The organism is Methylobacterium sp. Leaf106, from assembly GCF_001422895.1.
GTDB classification, from domain to species: Bacteria; Pseudomonadota; Alphaproteobacteria; order Rhizobiales; family Beijerinckiaceae; genus Methylobacterium; species Methylobacterium bullatum.
In genome coordinates this window covers 109,922-124,294 of the sequence record NZ_LMNB01000012.1, presented here as the reverse complement: position 1 = coordinate 124,294, position 14,373 = coordinate 109,922, and the positions used below count along the sequence as shown (strand labels likewise).

The 14,373-nt window shown below is 67.7% G+C and carries 16 protein-coding genes; 7 read left to right on the top strand and 9 right to left on the bottom strand.

What is annotated here, in order from left to right; translation table 11 throughout:
- Nucleotides 1–144 precede the first annotated feature (144 nt).
- The 3 genes from ASF34_RS08510 to panC all read left to right on the top strand — a co-directional run bounded on the left by ASF34_RS08510 (nt 145) and on the right by panC (nt 2,882).
- A complete protein-coding gene (locus ASF34_RS08510) occupies nt 145–1,398 on the top strand; it encodes a BatD family protein (RefSeq protein WP_056160538.1) in 1,254 nt (417 codons plus the stop codon).
- A 111-nt stretch (nt 1,399–1,509) separates the two neighbouring features.
- On the top strand, nt 1,510–1,926 hold the full coding sequence (locus ASF34_RS08505; RefSeq protein WP_244478944.1) for a hypothetical protein: 417 nt from the start codon (nt 1,510–1,512) through the stop codon (nt 1,924–1,926).
- A 92-nt stretch (nt 1,927–2,018) separates the two neighbouring features.
- Nucleotides 2,019–2,882, top strand: coding sequence for a pantoate--beta-alanine ligase (gene panC, locus ASF34_RS08500; protein ID WP_056160536.1), 864 nt, complete (start codon nt 2,019–2,021; stop codon nt 2,880–2,882).
- Nucleotides 2,883–2,895: 13 nt separating this feature from the next.
- Here panC and ASF34_RS08495 read toward each other — a convergent pair whose 3' ends face one another.
- The 6 genes from ASF34_RS08495 to ASF34_RS08470 all read right to left on the bottom strand — a co-directional run bounded on the left by ASF34_RS08495 (nt 2,896) and on the right by ASF34_RS08470 (nt 8,015).
- Nucleotides 2,896–4,113 (bottom strand): extracellular catalytic domain type 1 short-chain-length polyhydroxyalkanoate depolymerase, encoded by a 1,218-nt coding sequence (locus tag ASF34_RS08495; RefSeq protein ID WP_156465672.1) that lies wholly within the window; start codon nt 4,111–4,113, stop codon nt 2,896–2,898.
- 207 nt (nt 4,114–4,320) lie between these two features.
- On the bottom strand, nt 4,321–5,046 hold the full coding sequence (gene dnaQ, locus ASF34_RS08490; protein WP_056161142.1) for a DNA polymerase III subunit epsilon: 726 nt from the start codon (nt 5,044–5,046) through the stop codon (nt 4,321–4,323).
- 35 nt (nt 5,047–5,081) lie between these two features.
- Entirely contained in the window at nt 5,082–5,687 is a 606-nt protein-coding gene (gene coaE / locus ASF34_RS08485) for a dephospho-CoA kinase (protein WP_018045936.1), read from the bottom strand.
- Nucleotides 5,684–6,523, bottom strand: coding sequence for a shikimate dehydrogenase (locus ASF34_RS08480; RefSeq protein ID WP_056160531.1), 840 nt, complete (start codon nt 6,521–6,523; stop codon nt 5,684–5,686). The genes coaE and ASF34_RS08480 overlap by 4 nt, the downstream gene beginning before the upstream one ends.
- Nucleotides 6,524–6,549: 26 nt before the next feature.
- Entirely contained in the window at nt 6,550–7,164 is a 615-nt protein-coding gene (locus ASF34_RS08475) for a Maf family protein (protein WP_056160530.1), read from the bottom strand.
- A 20-nt stretch (nt 7,165–7,184) separates the two neighbouring features.
- Complete coding sequence (locus ASF34_RS08470; RefSeq protein ID WP_018045933.1) at nt 7,185–8,015, bottom strand: pyruvate, water dikinase regulatory protein; 831 nt, start codon at nt 8,013–8,015, stop codon at nt 7,185–7,187.
- A 604-nt stretch (nt 8,016–8,619) separates the two neighbouring features.
- Between ASF34_RS08470 and hemE the strand changes: the two genes are divergently transcribed.
- The 4 genes from hemE (at nt 8,620) to ASF34_RS08450 (ending at nt 10,925) form a co-directional block, all read left to right on the top strand.
- Complete coding sequence (gene hemE / locus ASF34_RS08465; RefSeq protein ID WP_156465671.1) at nt 8,620–9,690, top strand: uroporphyrinogen decarboxylase; 1,071 nt, start codon at nt 8,620–8,622, stop codon at nt 9,688–9,690.
- Between the two features lie 9 nt (nt 9,691–9,699).
- Nucleotides 9,700–10,152 carry a protoporphyrinogen oxidase HemJ gene (gene hemJ / locus ASF34_RS08460; RefSeq protein WP_056160525.1) on the top strand — a complete coding sequence of 151 codons (453 nt, stop codon included), beginning with the start codon at nt 9,700–9,702 and terminating at the stop codon, nt 10,150–10,152.
- Nucleotides 10,149–10,505, top strand: coding sequence for a lysozyme inhibitor LprI family protein (locus ASF34_RS08455; protein ID WP_056160523.1), 357 nt, complete (start codon nt 10,149–10,151; stop codon nt 10,503–10,505). Before hemJ ends, ASF34_RS08455 begins: the two co-directional genes overlap by 4 nt.
- An 81-nt stretch (nt 10,506–10,586) precedes the next feature.
- Complete coding sequence (locus ASF34_RS08450) at nt 10,587–10,925, top strand: hypothetical protein (protein ID WP_056148738.1); 339 nt, start codon at nt 10,587–10,589, stop codon at nt 10,923–10,925.
- Between the two features lie 55 nt (nt 10,926–10,980).
- On the opposite strand, the gene hisG is transcribed toward ASF34_RS08450, so the two are convergent.
- From hisG to hemH, 3 genes are all read right to left on the bottom strand, one after another.
- A complete protein-coding gene (gene hisG / locus ASF34_RS08445; RefSeq protein WP_056160521.1) occupies nt 10,981–12,000 on the bottom strand; it encodes an ATP phosphoribosyltransferase in 1,020 nt (339 codons plus the stop codon).
- On the bottom strand, nt 11,993–13,147 hold the full coding sequence (locus ASF34_RS08440) for an ATP phosphoribosyltransferase regulatory subunit (protein ID WP_056160519.1): 1,155 nt from the start codon (nt 13,145–13,147) through the stop codon (nt 11,993–11,995). The genes hisG and ASF34_RS08440 overlap by 8 nt, the downstream gene beginning before the upstream one ends.
- Nucleotides 13,148–13,245: 98 nt before the next feature.
- Complete coding sequence (gene hemH / locus ASF34_RS08435; RefSeq protein ID WP_056160517.1) at nt 13,246–14,328, bottom strand: ferrochelatase; 1,083 nt, start codon at nt 14,326–14,328, stop codon at nt 13,246–13,248.
- Nucleotides 14,329–14,373 lie beyond the last annotated feature (45 nt).

The window sequence follows — 14,373 nt, the reverse complement described above, 5'->3', positions numbered from 1 at the left end:
CCTCGGCTGCCGCCTCGCCGCGACGACGACGGGGTCGTCGCGGCCCTCTCCCCGCGTGCGGGGAGAGGGGAACGTCTCACGCTGTCCGATCATGACCTTCCAGCCCACGAAGGGGGGAGGGATCACGCCCGGCGCGGCATCCTCATGCTCGGCGCGTTCCTGTTCCTCGCCGCTCCGGCCCATGCCGAAATCTCCCCCGGTGACCTCACCCTAACGGTGACGCCGGAGCTGAACGGAAACGCGGCGCCGTTCTCGCGAGAGATGGTGCTGCTCCACATTCGCGGCGTCTACCGCCAAGCGATCCTGCTGGAGGAGGTGCTCCAGCCGTCGCTGGCGAATTTCAGCTGGACCCAGCTCGGTCGCGACACCTGGTCGAAGACCCGCCTGCCGGACGGACAGGTGGCGGTGGCCTTCGACCGCACCATCGCGATCTTCCCGCACCATCCAGGCGATTTCACCATCGACCCGTTCATCCACCGCCTCACCATCAACGATGGCGGCACCCGCAAGGTGGTGGACGTTCCCTCAGTACCGGTCTCGCTGCCCGTTGCCACCTGGACGAAACCGGTGGGCGGTCCGGACGTGAAGGAGCCGTGGTGGCTGCCGGCGCGGGACGTGACCATCACCGATTCCTGGAGCCCCGATCCCGAAACGGTGAAGATCGGTGAGACCACGAGACGCATCGTCACCCTGGAGGCGCAGGGGCTGGTGGCCGAAGGGCTGCCACCGCGGCCAGTGATGCGCACACGCGGCATCCTCACCTTCGCCGGTCCCGTGACCCGCGAGACCATCATCACCCCGACGGGGCCGGTGGCGCGGGCGACCTATCAATGGGACGTGCGCCCCGCCGTCACCGAGATCGTCCCGCTCGATGCCATCACCATTTCCTGGTTCGACACCGTCTCGCGGACCCTGCGCGAAGCGGAAATCCCGGCCCGCCAGATCGGTGGCGGCCTGCCCGATCGGGACGAGGACGCCAAACCCGTGACTCCGGCCTCGCCGATGCTGGTCGCGGCTGCGGCCGTGGGCGCTTTCGGGTTCGGCCTCGCCCTCATCGGCTTTGGTGTTCCGAGACGCTCGCGGACCCTGCGCCTCGACCGTGCGACACGCCGCGAGCTCACACGCCACGCGGAGGCCGGCGACGGACCGGGTTTCCGCGCCGCCCTCGACCCGGTCTTCGAGCGCGAACCCGACCTCGCGCGCCTCTGGCGCTCCACTCCCGTCATCGCCGAGGCGCTCTCGGCCCTCGACGCGTCGCTCTATGGCCGAGCCGAGGAAGCGAAGCCGGACCTGGCTCGATTAGCCGGCAACCTGTCGAAGCCGTTCAAGATCGACAGGCCTTCCGACGAGCCGGTCACCCGGTTGGCGGATCTCGATGGTCGGGCTTTGCGGCGGTAACCTTTCGTTCACCCTGTTCTGAGAATTTCAACCCTCGTCCAGGGACGGTGAGTTGGGCGGTGAACGCCCGTCGACAGGGCTTCCGGCGACGGGAGCACGCAGCGGGATGACATGAGCCGAGGGCGCGAGACAGCAGGAGGCCATACCGCGAGGGTGGTGATCGCGGCGAGTTTCGTCGTGACAGGCCTCGTCGCGTCCGTCTTGTGCGGCCCGGCCCGGGCCGCCGACGCGCGGGAGCGCTGGTCCACCCCCTACGGCGTGGAGGCCAACCGCCCTGTCCCGGGAGCTGAGCCGCCGCCGCGTTACTTCCCACGCGCGGATGAGGACAGCACGCCGCGACGGGAGCGTGCGAGACCCCGACGGCTCGCCTGTATCCCGAGAAGCGTGCCCATCCCCACCGACGCGCCGGACGATCCGAGCTATGTCGGATCGACCTACGGGCTCGGGAAACCGAGCTATTACGGCTTCAAGCCGGCGCTGGGCGTGGACGATCCCTTCGGCCGGTCCCTGCTGCCCTATTGCAACTGACCTCTGCCGCTCGCGGCATCTGGCTTTCCGGCGCCGAGTTGGGATAGTCGAAGGCCTATCGACGTCCCTCAGAGCCCTGCCGAAGAGCCCCGATGAGCAGCCAAGCCTCGCCCGTCACCCCGGTCCGGTTCGACGCGGTGGATCCCATGCGGGCCTGCATCCGCGCCTGGAAGGCGGCGGGCGACCATGTCGTCCTCGTGCCCACCATGGGTGCCCTGCACCAGGGGCACCTCTCCCTCGTGAGCCGGGCGCGGGAACTGGGGGAGCGGGTCGTCGTCAGCATCTTCGTCAACCCGACGCAGTTCGGGCCGAGCGAGGATTTCTCGCGCTATCCGCGCGACACCGAGGCCGATCTCGCGCTCCTGTCTGAGGCGGGCGTCGATGCCGCCTACTGTCCCACCGTGGAGACGATGTACCCGGCGGATTTCTCCACCAGCCTTACGGTGGCGGGCATCAGCGAGGGCTTGTGCGGCGCTTTTCGGCCGGGCCATTTCTCCGGCGTCGCCACGGTGGTGACGAAGCTCGTCAATCAGGTCCAGCCCGATACCGCCCTGTTCGGCGAGAAGGACTTCCAGCAATTGCAGGTCATCCGCCGCGCGGTGCGCGACCTCGACATCCCCGTCGCCATCGGCGGCGTGCCGACGCTGCGGGAGGAGGACGGCCTCGCCCTCTCCTCGCGCAACCGCTACCTCGATGCGGACGAGCGGCGGATCGCACCCCTTCTCCACCGCGAGTTGGCGACCATCGCCGAAGGGTTGAGAGCGGGAAACGCGGCCTCGGCGCTCGTCTCGGCCTCGACCGAACGGCTGATCGAGGCCGGGTTCAGCACGGTCCAGTATCTCAGCGTGTGCGATGCGGACACGCTGGCCCCGGTGGAACACGCCACGGGACCGACCCGCATCCTGGTCGCCGCCTATCTCGGCTCGACGCGGCTCATCGACAACGTCGCCGTTTGACGGGACCGGATGGTCAGTGGCGCGGCCGGTCCAGACGGTGAGCCATGAAGAAGTCGACCATCGCCCGTGACGCATCCGGGCCGCGCGGATCGGTGTAGCTGCCCGCCGGGTCGCCGCCCGACCAGGAATGGCCGAGGCCGCGCACCACCCAGCTTTCCACCACGACCCGATCGGACGCGTCGGCATAGCGCGTGCGGATATAGGCCAGGCCGCCGGGGCCGGTTCCATCCGAGACGGACGGCTGCAGGGCCTCGACGCCGGCCTGGATGAGAACCTGATCGCCGTTGCGCGGATGGACGGTGCCGTCACTCTCGCCATGGACCATGATGGTCGGCACCCGCGCGGTCTCCGCCGGCGGGACCACTACGGACCCCGACGGCCCGAGACGCATGGTCGTCAGTGCCGAGGAGATGTCACCGGCGCAACCCGCGGCGAGACCCGAATGCACGCCGACGGCGGCATAGAGGTCGGGATAGGCCAGGGCGATGTTGGCGGCGGCGGCGCCACCGGCCGAGAGGCCTGCAATATACACCCTGCGCGCATCGACCTTGTACTGGCTCATCACCGCGCGGGTGAGACCCGCGATAATCTCGGCCTCACCGGAACCGCGTTCCTGGTCCCCGGGCTGGTACCAGTTCCAGCACCGCTGGCCGTGCGCCCTCATGCTCTGGGCGGGATAGACGACGAGGAATCCCTCCGTTTCGGCCAGACGGTTCATGCCGGTGCCGGCCGCGAAATCGTCCGGCGACTGGGTACAGCCGTGGAGCATGACGAGGAGAGGAGGCTCGGCGACCGTCCTGCTCGGAACGTAGAGCTTGTAGTCGCGTGCGCCCGCATCGTTGGCGAAGGCATGCTCGGTGAAAGTCCCCTCGCCGGCGGGAGGAGCCGGGACCTTGCCGTCCCGGAACAGGTTGGTGGGATCGAACCCGGAGAATCCCGACGGCGCCGATCCCGGCGCGACCACGCCCTGACCCGCCTGCCCGGATGGCGACGACAGCCCGAACTTCCGCGCCACCTGATCCAATGCCTCGCGCAGATGGTCCTGCAGGCCCTCCGTCATCGAGCCGGCCTTCGGATGGCCGGGCTTTCCGGCGTCGCCGCCTCCGACCTGGACCATCTGTCCCGACGTCTCGGCATCGTGCCGGCCGAAGAGGCCGCGCTGGATGAGATCGGCTGCTTCCTGCAGGCGTCCTGCCCCCGTCAGTTTGGTCGCTTCGAAGAGATCGTCCATACGCGTCCGGTTCGGGTGATCAGCCATCGCATGATCGCTTTCTTGGGTGCTGGGAGAGTGGAAGACGGATCCGATCGATGCTGGATACACAGACATCCCGCATCGACGATGGGCTTGATTCGCCTACGCGCCGACTCGATGTGCAAAGATGTAGGCTGGTTCTATTGCAATGCAATATGTCTTTTATTGCATTGCACCTAACGGGTTTCACTCACCGTCGTTCTCGCTGACGTAGTCGCGCCAGATCGGGCTGGAACCGAGGGTAGCGACGAAAGCCGCATGCTGACGCACTTCCAGGGGGTCCAAACGGTTGCGCAATCGGCGCGGTTCCACGGCGATGGGTCCGTCGCCCGAGGCGATGGCCCGGGCCGGCTCCGTGGTCTCGACCATGGCGAGGCCGAGGCTCGTCTGCTTGCCGCCGAGGAGTTCGATATAGACCTCGGCCAGGATCTGGGCGTCGAGGAGCGCCCCGTGTTTGGTGCGCCGCGTCGTATCGATCCCGTAGCGGACGCAGAGCGCATCGAGGCTGTTGGAGGCTCCGGTATGCTTGCGCCGCGCCATCTGCAGGGTGTCGACCACCGCCCCCAGGTCGATCTGCGGCGGCCCGCTGTCGCCGAGCCGGGCGAACTCCATGTTGAGGAAGCCCACATCGAAGGGCGCGTTGTGGATCACGAGGGGGGAATTGCCGCAGAAGGCGACGAAATCGTCCACGATCGCCGAGAAGACGGGTTTGTCGGCCAGGAACGCGTCGGAGAGACCGTGGACGCCGAACGCGCCCTGCGAGACCGGCCGTGTCGGATTGACGTAGCGGTGGAAGGTCACCCCCGTCTGGATGTGGTTGATGAGCTCGACGCAGCCGATTTCGATCAGCCGGTCCCCGTTCTTGGCATCCGTCCCGGTGGTCTCGGTGTCGAGGACGATCTCACGGAGCATGGTGCGGTCCATTCGAGGGAATACGAAGCAAGCGGTCAGGCCGTACCTGCGCCGACGAGGCGTTGGATGAGAGCGTCGACCTGATTTTCGGCATCAGCAAGGCCAAGCCCGGTATCGATGAGGAAGTCGGCGCGGGCGCGCTTGTCGGCATCGGGCAACTGCTTGGCGAGGATCGCGGCAAACGCCGCCTCGGACATGCCGGGGCGAGCCAGCACACGCTGCCGCTGAACCTCGGGATCGGCCGTCACCACCAGAACCGCATCGCATCTGTCTTCCCCACCGGTCTCGAACAGGAGGGGGATGTCGAGGATCACCAAGGAGGCGTCGCCGTGCTCCTCGAGGAAGCGCTGTTCCTCCCCTCGGACGAGGGGATGGATCGCGGCTTCCAGCCGGGCGAGAGAGTCCGGCCGGCCGAGCACGTGGTCCCGCAGGCGCGCGCGGTCGACGGAGCCGTCCTCCGCGATGGCGTCGGGGAACAGGCCCGCGATGAGGCGGGCGCCGGCTCCTCCCGCCGCGTAGAGACGCCGCACCGCCGCATCCGCGTCATGGATCGGGACGCCGCACCGGGCGAATAGGGAGGCGGTGGTCGATTTCCCCATGCCGATGGAGCCGGTGAGGCCGAGGATGAACGGCCGGGTCATCGCTTCGCGACCAGATCGGCGACGATGAGGGCACGCAGTTCCGGTGTGACCACCGGACGGGTCCCGAACCAGCGCTCGAAACCCGGCACGGCCTGATGCAGCAGCATGCCGAGTCCGTCGACCACGCGATGCCCCCGCACCGCAGCTGCCGCCAGAAGCGGCGTCTCCAGGGGCGAATAGACGATGTCAGCCACGGCACATTCAACCGGCAAACGATCCAACTTGATGTCGAGGGGCGGCTTGCCGGTCATACCGAGGGAGGTGGTGTTGACGAGAAGCCGCGCGCCATGAAGGGCGTCGTCGAGCCCGTCCCAGTCGATGGCCTCGACGCGGGACGGGTCGAGCTCCACAATGGCCTCGACCCGCGAGCGCGTGCGGTTGGCAACCCGGATGCGGTTCGCCGGACCGTCGAGAAGGCCCGCGACGACGGCCCGTGCCGCTCCTCCCGCTCCGAGGATCACGACGTCTCCCGCATCGGCGCCGAGCCAGTCCGCCCCGAGGGTCTCGTCGAGATGAGCGGTGAAGCCGACGGCATCGGTGTTGTCGCCGATAAGACGCCCCTCGTCGAAGGAGAGCGTGTTGACTGCGCCGATCCGCCTGGCCGCCTCCGTCAGCACCTCGGCCCCGGCGAAGGCGGCTTCCTTGTGCGGCAGGGTCACGTTTCCGCCGGCGAACCCGGCAGCCTTCAGGCCGCGCAGGAAGGCCCCGAAATCCTCCGGCGCCACGTCGATCCGCTCATAGGAGCCGTCGAGCCCAAGGGTCGAGAGCCAGTGTCCGTGGATCATCGGCGACCGGGAATGAGCGATCGGATGACCGACGACGAAGGCTTTGATCATGAAGGGGTCTCGCGCGGCGTTCGGGATCAGAAAGCAAGGCAGCCATGGCTGCGCAACCGGTCGAGCAATCCGGTCAGCGGGAGGCCGAGGATCGTGGCATGGGCGCCCTCAATGTCCGCGAACAGATGGATGCCGAGGCCTTCCAGCTGGTATCCCCCCACCGTGCCGGTGACACGCTCATGCCCGGCGATCGCCAGATAGGTGTCGATGGCGGACGCGCTCAGGTCCCGCATGGTCAGACGGGCCTCGTCGTGGAGGAGATCCGGCTCCCGTCCCGGTACGATGAGGGCGGCGGCGGAATGCAGGGAATGGGTCCTGTTGGATAGCCGGCTCAGCTGATGTTTCGCCGCGTCGAGGGAGGCGGATTTGTGAAACACCTCCCCCTCGCCGGCGAGAACCTGGTCGGCGGCCAGGACGATCCTGTCTTGTGCCTTTTCAGCGACCGCCCGTGCCTTGGCCAGGGCCAGCCGGCGGGCAAGATCGGCGGGAGCGAGGGGGCCTGAATCGGCCTCGATGCCGCGCTCGTCGACATTCGGGACCACGACCTCCACGTCGAGGCCGGCGGCTTCGAGGAGATGCCTGCGCGTCGGCGAGCCGGAGGCGAGGACGAGCGGCCGTTCGGGCAGCCAGAGACGGGTCATGACGGATCTCGCTTCGCGTTTCACGCCACGAGGAACTTGAGCCGGTGCTCGCGATGGAGATCGAGGATCGCGGCGGCGGTCTCCTCGATGGACCGCCTCGTGACGTCGATGGTCGGCCAGCGGTGCCGGTTGCAGAGTTTGCGGCAGGCGGCGATCTCGTCGGCGACGGCGTCGCGATCGACGTAGAGGGAGGTGTCGTCGGCCTTCAGGCTCAGCAGGCGGTTCTGCCGGATCTGCACGATCCGCTCCGCAGACGCGAGGAGGCCGACCACGAGGGGCTTGCGGGCATTCTCGAGATTGGGAGGCACCGGCATGCCCGGCACCAGGGGGAAATTCGCGGTCTTCAGCCCGCGATTGGCCAGATAGATCGCCGTCGGGGTCTTCGAGGTGCGGCTGACGCCCACGAGGATCACGTCGGATTCATCGATGTCGAAGGGCAGGTTGCCGTCGTCATGGGCGAGGGTGAAGTTCATCGCGTCGATGCGCTTGAAATACTCCGCGTTCAGCATGTGCTGCGCCCCCGGCCGGGCCGTCGTCTCCGCGCCGAGATAGGATTGCAGCAGGGCGTGGACCGGCTGGAGCACGGAGAGGCAGGGCGAGCCGGTCTCGCGGCAGGCCGCCTCCAGCCGCTCGGTCAGGTCGTGCCCGACGAGGGTGTAGAGGACGAGGCCCGGCGCCGCCTCGATCTCGGAGATCACCCGTTCGAGCTGGGCCGAGGATCGCACCAGCGGATAGACATGCTCGATGGCCGAGACGCCCTCGTACTGGGCGGCAGCGGCGCGACCCACATTGATGAGGGTCTCGCCGGTGGAATCCGACACGAGATGGAGGTGGAAGTAGCTGCGACTCATCGGAAATTCCCATCCCAGGCCGGCGGACGGGCGTGAGGGATCTCCGGGTTATCCACCACACATGACGGCCGGAGTCGACAGGTGGGGATAAAGCACCCCTGTCCGGGCCGGGGGCGGAACCTTCCCCCGCGTTGTCGACTCTCGCGTCAACATGCAGACCGACGACCCTCGGCCCGATCCCGATTTGGGAGATTCAGGGAGGGTTCGGGCACGGGGGACCCATCACGGCGCGCAAGTCGCTGATTAGACTTCCCGTTCTCGAAAGTTAGCGCGAACCCGTTAAAGCCCCGTTAACGGCAGTGGCGCGGGGATGGGGTGTGGACAAGTTCGCGGTCCCGTCATCCCCCGTCTAAAAGAAAAAACAGAGTCCTAGAATCTCTCTTTTCTTATTAGATAGACGGGACGGGGACAGGGATTTTCGGCCACGCCCAGAGGCTCTCGCAGGGAAGAGGGCTTTCGGAAGTGGGCATCGGAGAAGCGGGGACGTCCTGCGGTAAAACAACGTCCCTCGGCAAAACATCTTCCCGAGACGGGGCAGGGAGGTCATAGCTCTGTTCCAAGGGGAGGGTACCTTCCCATCAAGATGGACCGGGCGGATACGCGGATGACTCGACGTGACGGCACCGATCGTGCGCTGCTTCAGGTTCTCGACGGCAAACCGTCCCGGATCCCTCCCGCCTGGATGATGCGGCAGGCCGGGCGCTACCTTCCGGAATATCGCGAGGTCAGGGCCAGGGCCGGCTCCTTCCTCGACCTCTGCTATAATCCGGATTTCGCCACCGAGGTGACCCTGCAGCCGATCCGGCGGTTCGGCTTCGACGCGGCGATCCTCTTCTCCGACATCCTCGTCGTACCGGACGCCCTCGGGCAGAATGTCCGCTTCGTCGAAGGGGAAGGCCCGCGTCTCGATCCGGTCCATGGCCGAGACGAGTTCGCCCGCCTGAAACAGGCTAACGATCCGAGCATTTTCCAGCATCTGGAACCGGTCTTCGAGACCGTCCGGCGCCTGCGCTCCGAATTGCCGGCCGAGACGACCCTTCTCGGGTTCTGCGGCGGTCCCTGGACGGTGGCGAGCTACATGATCGGCGGACGCGGCACGCCCGATCTCGCTCCGGCCCGCGCGCTCGCCGATACCGAGACCGCCCTGGTGGAAGCACTCATCGACCGCCTGGTCTCGGTGCAGATCGAGTACCTGTCGCGCCAGCTCGAAGCCGGCGCCGATGCGGTCCAGATCTTCGAATCCCATGCGGGCTCGCTGCCGCGGGCGCCGGGTGCCACGGAGGATGCCCTCCAGCATTGGAGTTTTGCTCCCATCGCCCGCATCGTCGATGGGGTCAGGGCACGTGTGCCGGGCGCGAAGATCATCGTCTTCGCCCGGGGCTCGGGCCTCGAAGGCCATGCCCGCGTGATGGCGGAGACCGGCGCGGACGCCGTCGGGGTCGATTGGAGCGTCGACCTGAAGGCCCTGCGCGGTGCCGTGACGCCGCGCACCGTGACCCAGGGCAACATCCACCCCGAAACGCTGATCGAGGGCGGTGAGGCCCTCGACGCGGCCGTGGACGGGGTGCTCGAGGCGACGGAGGGGCTGCCGCACATCTTCAACCTCGGCCACGGCATCACCCCGCAGACGCCGATCGCCCATGTGGAGCGGATGCTCGCCAGATTGCGGCGCTGACCTCGGACCATGGCCGACACGCTCTATCCCTGGATCAAGGCGATCCACGTCATCGCCGTCATCTCCTGGATGGCGGGGCTGCTCTACCTGCCGCGCCTCTTCGTCTACCACGCGTCCCTGCCCAAGGGGCCGGCCTCCTCGGCCCAGTCCGAGACGTTCAAGGTCATGGAACGGCGCCTGATGAAGGCGATCATGAACCCGGCCATGATCGTCACCTGGCTGCTCGGCCTGTTCCTCGTCTGGCAGAGCGGATTCTACGCATCGGGCTGGATGCAGGCGAAGTTCGCCCTGGTGCTCGCCATGAGCGGCTGCCACGGCTGGTTCTCGCGGATGGTCAAGGATTTCGCGGCCGACCGGAACGTGCGGAATCACCGTTTCTACCGAATGGTCAACGAGGTTCCGACGCTCCTCATGGTGGCCATCGTCATCCTCGTCATCGTCAAGCCGGGATTCGCGTCATGATCGCATCGCATCGCTTCCGGGTCTGGTGGGGTGCCGCCGCGATGATGCTGGTCGCATCCGGCGCCGAGGCCGCGAGCTTCCCGTGCGAAAAGGCGGAGACGCCCGACGAGAAGGCGATCTGCGGCCATCTCCCCCTCAACGACCTCGACGTGGAGATGGCGGTCCGGTTCGAGATCCTGCGCGGACTCCTGCCCATGGGCGGCAACGCCAAGCTGCGCGACGACCAGGAAGCCTGGCTGCAGGAACGGCGCAGCTGCGCGGCGGACGTCACGTGCCTGACCAAGGCCTACGAGGCCCGCCTGAAGACCCTGCGCGGCGTCTTTTCGGAGTTCGCCAAGCAGGGGCCGCTTTAGAATGCCGCCCAACACTCCCGGTCCCGGTCAGTGCTCGCCCACGGCATGACGGCGCAGCAAGAGCTTCGTGAGAGACACCGAGTGGAATGGCTGGAGCCGTGGGAGTCGGTGGAACCGGTACGAACGGATGACCCCTCCGCCTTCGGCCGGGGCTGGGAAGCCGAACTCCGCAAGGAGGTCGTGCCGGGGCACGTCCTCCACGGCCTGGCGGTCACCTTGATCGCCCGTCGATACGATCGGGACGACGCCCTTTTTCAGATGCAGGACGGAAGGGTCGCGCAGGTTCACCTGACATGGAAACAGGCGCCGGAGCTTGACCCGCGCTGGCCGGAAACCGTCCTCTACCCCTCGTTGCAGGCCTGGGCGGATACGGGCCAGCGCCGTGACCATGACGAATGGCTCGCCGACAACGGCCAATGACCGCCTTCAGCGGAGCCGAACCCGGATCCCTCCTGGTGTCGTCGTCGGCCGGGCCTCAGCCCAGCCGCGTCAGCAGGCGGTCGATCAGCGGGTTGTCCGGGCCGAAGGCGTAGTCGATCCGCCTGACGCTGACCGCGCTCGCTCCCGATTTCACGAGATCGTCCACGAGGTCAAACGTGGCGTCCACCGGGCAGTGGAGCACGATCTCGGCGCTCCGGTTTTCCGGCACGCCGTAGGGCAACTGTGCATCGTGCAGGGCGCTGATCCCGGCGAGATCGAGATCGCCGTCGGCCGGCATCGCCGCACGGATCTCGCGGGTGAGGCGCGCGCGCTCCTCCGCCGCGATCCGACCGAGCACGGTGCGCAACGCCTTCTTCTGGCTTTGGCCCCAGGGCGCCGTCAGCGAGGCGACGAGATTGGCCTCCGAGCGCAGGATGATGCCGTCGTCGAGGATCTTGAGGGCGTTGGCCGCGAGCGTCGCCCCCGTGGTGGTGATGTCGACGATGATCTCCGCCGAGCCCGAGGCGGGCGCGCCTTCCGTGGCGCCGAGGCTCTCGACGATGCGGTAATCGGCGACCCCGTGCTCGGCGAAGAACCGCCGGGTCAGGTTCACGTATTTCGTGGCGATGCGCAGGCGGCGCCCTTGGCGGATGCGGAGTTCGGCCGCGACCTCGTCGAGATCGGTCATGGCGCGGACGTCGATCCAGGCCTGCGGCACCGCGACGACGACGGTGGCCTGCCCGAAGCCGAGCGGCGTCAGCAACTCGACCTGGCCCCGCGCGTCGGGAAGGCTCTCGCGGATCAGATCCTCACCGGTGACGCCAAGATGGGCGCTGCCGCTGGCGAGCTGGTTGGCGATCTCGGAAGCCGAGAGGTAGCGCACCTCCACATCCGGCACGCCGACGAGCTTGCCGCGATAGTCGCGGGCGCCCGCCCCTTGGGCGAGTTTCAATCCCGCCCGCGCGAAAAACGCGGAGGCGTTCTCCTGCAGGCGGCCTTTCGACGGGACGGCGAGGACGAGGGGGCCGTCGACCGCGCCTTGCGAAGCCTGGGAAGTCGGAACGGTCTCAGCCACGGGACGATCCTTCCGACGTGAGGACACGGGACAGCCAGACGGCGCAGCCCACGGCCGGGATCGGCGTGGGGCTGCCCAGATGCTGGAGCAGGCCGTCGTAGCGGCCGCCGCCGACGAGGGGAGCTGTCCCCTGCCCCCGCGTCACCTCGAAGATGAAGCCGGTATAATAATCGAGGTTGCGGGCGAAGCTCCCTGAAAACCGGAACCGCTCCACGTCGAGACCGCGCGCGGCGATGAAGCCGGTCCGCTCCTCGAACAGGGAGAGGGCGGCCTCCAGCGGCGCGTAGGTGATGCCCGCCGAGGCGGCGAGCTCCCGCATGGAGTTGGCGGCCTGATCCGGATCGCCCGAAATGGCGCGGTAGCGCTCGACGACGGCGCGGTTCTCGGCGTTGAGCCCGGCGCCGCCATTGGCCCGTGCCGAGGCCTTGGCGAGGAAGCGTTCCGCGATCTCGCCGGCGCTGCGTCCGCCTACGCGGGAGATACCGGCGATGGACAACACGTCCTCGACGAAGGCGCGCACGCCCTTGGGATCCTGGCCCTGGATCGCCGCCAGCAACCCGGCATGCGGGTCTTCCACGCTCGCGACGGTGGTGACGTCGTCCAGCGAGCGGCCCGCCGCGAGTGCCCGCAACGTCCGCCGCTTGGCGGCGGGCGGTACGCCGAGCCCGTCGAGCAGGGCGTCGATGACGCCCATGTCGCCGAGCCTCACCGAGACCTCACCGGCTCCGAGCAGGTCGAGGCCTTCGAGGGCGAGGCCGAGCACTTCGGCGTCCGCCGCCGGGATGTCGGTGCGGCCGAGGGATTCGATGCCGGCCTGGAGGAACTCCTCCGCCTCGCCGGAACCGAGCCGGAAGACCGGGCCGAGATAGCTGTAATCGGCGCTGGCGCCCACGCCCCGCGCCAGATGCTGGCGGCAGACCGGAATGGTGAATTCCGGCCGCAGGCAGAGTTCCGCGCCCGCCGCGTCCTGCGTCACGAAGATGCGCCGGCGAATGTCCTCGCCGGAGAGTTCGAGGAACGGCTCCACCGGCTGCAGCACGGCGGGCGTCACCGGGCCGTAGCCGCCTTGCGAGAAATGCGCGAGGAGCCGCGTTCCCTCATCCGCTCGCACGGTGTCGATCGGATCGACTGCCTCCGGTCTCGTCATGGTTCACCCGCCGCCTGATGCCGCGTCCTTTATCAACCGCGTCCGGTCTTGGCGACCATCAACCGCATCCGCTCTCGACGAACGGATCCTGCGGCTTTTCAGAGCCAGCCCTGAAGCTCGCGGCGGACCACGTTCTCGATCACCTTCATCCCGAGATCGCTGTCGTTGAGGCAGGGGATGTAGGCGAAGCGCTCGCCGCCATTGTCCTCGAAATAATGGCGGTTCTCGCCGTCGAGCTCCTCCAGGGTCTCGAGGCAGTCGGCGGTGAAGCCCGGTGCCACGATGGCCATGCGCTTCACGCCGGATTTGGCGAGGGTCTGCACGGTCTCGTCGGTATAGGGCTTGAGCCATTCCTCGTTGCCGAAGCGCGACTGGAAGGTCGTGCGCATCCGTTCCGTCGAGAAGCCCAGGGCCTCGCGGATGAGGCGGCCCGTCTTCACGCACTGACAATGGTAGGGATCGCCCTTGAGGAGGTAGCTCTTCGGCACCCCGTGGAACGAGGTGAGGATCACCTCCGGCTCGAAATCGAGCTTGGCGAGGCCCTCGCGGATCGAGGTGGCCATGGCCTCGATATAGACGGGGTCGTCGTGATACGGCGCCGAGACTCGGACGGTCGGCTGCCAGCGCATCTGCATCAGCGCCTTGAAGGCCTGGTCGCAGGCGGTGGCCGAGGTGGCGGCGGCATATTGCGGGTAGAGCGGCACCAGCAGGATGCGGTCGCAGCCCTGGTCGAGCAGCGCCTGGATGCGCAGGGACACTTCCGGCTTGCCGTAGCGCATGGCCCAGTCGACCACGACGGAATCGCCCATCGCCGCCTGCAGTCGCTCGGACTGCCCGCGGGTGATGGTCTTGAGCGGACCCTCGTTGCGCTCGTTGTTCCACACGCTGGCATAATCCCGACCCTTCGGGCCGGGACGCTTCGTGAGGATGATGAGGTTGAGGATGGGCCACCAGATCAGACGCGGCACCTCGATGACGCGCCGGTCGGACAGGAACTCCTTGAGATAGCGGCGCATGGGCCAATAGCTCGTGCCCTCCGGCGTGCCGAGGTTCATCAGGAGCACGCCGACCCGGCCCCAGCGCACGGGCGGGTGGTCGGAGGGCAGGCTGGCGGTCGCGGAGGAGCTGGTCTGCAACGGCTTGATGTCCTTGAGGGACGTCGGTTCGACGCGTTCGTTCATCGGGTTCCCGAGCGCCCCGGCAGGGCGCGGTTTGTCAAAGCGGTC

What these genes read in the sequence shown, in the direction of transcription:
- ASF34_RS08510 (WP_056160538.1), top strand. Translation starts at nt 145, where the DNA reads ATGCTCGGCGCGTTCCTGTTCCTCGCCGCTCCGGCCCATGCCGAAATC.
- ASF34_RS08505 (WP_244478944.1), top strand. Translation starts at nt 1,510, where the DNA reads ATGAGCCGAGGGCGCGAGACAGCAGGAGGCCATACCGCGAGGGTGGTG.
- panC (WP_056160536.1), top strand. Translation starts at nt 2,019, where the DNA reads ATGAGCAGCCAAGCCTCGCCCGTCACCCCGGTCCGGTTCGACGCGGTG.
- ASF34_RS08495 (WP_156465672.1), bottom strand. Translation starts at nt 4,113, where the DNA reads ATGGACGATCTCTTCGAAGCGACCAAACTGACGGGGGCAGGACGCCTG.
- dnaQ (WP_056161142.1), bottom strand. Translation starts at nt 5,046, where the DNA reads ATGCTCCGTGAGATCGTCCTCGACACCGAGACCACCGGGACGGATGCC.
- coaE (WP_018045936.1), bottom strand. Translation starts at nt 5,687, where the DNA reads ATGACCCGGCCGTTCATCCTCGGCCTCACCGGCTCCATCGGCATGGGG.
- ASF34_RS08480 (WP_056160531.1), bottom strand. Translation starts at nt 6,523, where the DNA reads ATGATCAAAGCCTTCGTCGTCGGTCATCCGATCGCTCATTCCCGGTCG.
- ASF34_RS08475 (WP_056160530.1), bottom strand. Translation starts at nt 7,164, where the DNA reads ATGACCCGTCTCTGGCTGCCCGAACGGCCGCTCGTCCTCGCCTCCGGC.
- ASF34_RS08470 (WP_018045933.1), bottom strand. Translation starts at nt 8,015, where the DNA reads ATGAGTCGCAGCTACTTCCACCTCCATCTCGTGTCGGATTCCACCGGC.
- hemE (WP_156465671.1), top strand. Translation starts at nt 8,620, where the DNA reads ATGACTCGACGTGACGGCACCGATCGTGCGCTGCTTCAGGTTCTCGAC.
- hemJ (WP_056160525.1), top strand. Translation starts at nt 9,700, where the DNA reads ATGGCCGACACGCTCTATCCCTGGATCAAGGCGATCCACGTCATCGCC.
- ASF34_RS08455 (WP_056160523.1), top strand. Translation starts at nt 10,149, where the DNA reads ATGATCGCATCGCATCGCTTCCGGGTCTGGTGGGGTGCCGCCGCGATG.
- ASF34_RS08440 (WP_056160519.1), bottom strand. Translation starts at nt 13,147, where the DNA reads ATGACGAGACCGGAGGCAGTCGATCCGATCGACACCGTGCGAGCGGAT.
- hemH (WP_056160517.1), bottom strand. Translation starts at nt 14,328, where the DNA reads ATGAACGAACGCGTCGAACCGACGTCCCTCAAGGACATCAAGCCGTTG.